Source organism: Streptomyces sp. NPDC058964 (genome assembly GCF_042741275.1).
Taxonomy (GTDB): Bacteria; Actinomycetota; Actinomycetes; order Streptomycetales; family Streptomycetaceae; genus Streptomyces.
The window spans coordinates 1-1,601 of sequence record NZ_JBHYKH010000937.1; the positions used below are offsets into that span (position 1 = coordinate 1).

Sequence of the window (1,601 nt, forward strand, 5' to 3'; positions counted from 1 at the left end):
GCCGAAGAAGCTGGGCTTCTTCTAGCCCTGGGAAAAGGGCGCCTGACCAGGGAAGATGCCTGTCAGGCGCCCTTCTCGGCGCACGCCTGAGCAGGGAGTCGAAATGTTGCCCCACTCCCGATACATGCCACCGGTACCCCAGCTGTGTCCAGCTGTTCCGGGGCATTTCCGGGCGAACGCCACCGGCGGTGTGGAGCACCGTGCGGTGTCGGGGCCCGGTACGGGGCGATGTCCGTCCGGCCGTCCCCGTCGAACTCATCGTTACAGGTGCAGGCCCCTGGGATGGCGGCCGCCCGGGAAGTCCCCGGCCACGGCGCTGTCCTGGGAGCAGCGGCTGTCGCCCCGGGAGGAGGTCATGGGCAGGCCCTACCTCGTGTCCGCGCCGCTGCGCGCCATGCCGCCGTGGCTGACCGCCGCGGTCGCGGGGGTTGAGGAGGCGTTCCGGCCCGGGTTGACGAACACCCCGCCGGGGTAGCTGACATCGCACAGGCCATCACTGTTGACGTCGCCGAGCGTCACGTCGGCGAGCCGCGTGGTCGACTGGTCGAGGTAGCTCCAGCGCCCGCCGAGCGAACTGGACTGGTACCACCAGGTGATGCCGGTGGCGATGAAGGCGTCGTTGACGCCGTCGCCGTCGAAGTCGCAGTACTTGCGCCGGTCGCCGGTGTACGAGTCGAGGGTGTTGGCGGACTGGTGCAGTCCGGTCTCGGTCTGGTCCAGGGCGGCGTGGATGGGCAGGATCGAACCCACCCACAGGCTCGAATGCCGGAAGATGTTGTGCGACACCGTCATGCCGACACTGGGCGTCCCGCGTAGTTTGACACCCGTGCCGTTGGTGTACCAGACCGTGTTGTACTCCACGTCCATGTACTCGCCCGCGGAGCCGCACTCGTAGCTGCAGGACGAGTCGTTGCCGTGCATGTCGATCTCATGGGTGTGCCAGACACGGGAGTTGTCCCCGCCGCCGCCCAGGATCAGGTTGCGGTATGCCAGATAGCCGGCCCCGGCCGAACCGTCGCCCGTGATCGCGTGCCGGTTGTAGTCGAACACGTTCCGCTCGACCAGCGCATAGGCGCCGTGGCCCGTCACCACGCCGTAGCCGGCGCCGTGACCGCAGCAGATGGTGCCGGTGGGGTGCTGGTTGTGGTGGATGTAGTTGTCATGCACCCATACGGTCTGGGCGTTCCAGAGGCCGATCCGGCTCTGGCCGTCCTGGATGTTCACCGCCGAGCCGCGCCAGTGATCGATCTCGCTGTGGTCGATCTCCACGTTCAGGCTCGAGTCCACCCGGATTCCGTCGGAGTCGCTGGTGTCGACCGCCGAATAGGGGTCGTCACTCTCCGCGCCCTGCAACCGGATTCCGCTGAACCGCACGTTGTCGCTGCGCGTGCCGTCCCCGTCGTTCCCGACCCTGAAGAGGATGCGCGGGAACGAGGTCGTGAACAGCCGCGGGCCCTGCGGGCGCTGCGACCGGTCACCCAGGATCTGCACGCCCGGGGCGACCGGCAGAGACTCCCGTCCGGTCAGGTCCAGATCCACGTTCCCGGCGATCCGCACCACCGCGTCCGGTGTGTCGATCGGCGGCACGTACATAACCTGCT

At 67.9% G+C, this 1,601-nt stretch carries 1 protein-coding gene; it reads right to left on the reverse strand.

Annotated elements, in window-relative coordinates; translation table 11 throughout:
* Positions 1-366 precede the first annotated feature (366 nt).
* Positions 367-1,601, reverse strand: a 1,235-nt coding sequence (locus ACFW2E_RS46560) for a hypothetical protein (RefSeq protein ID WP_384478153.1), incomplete at its 5' end; no start/stop codon positions are given.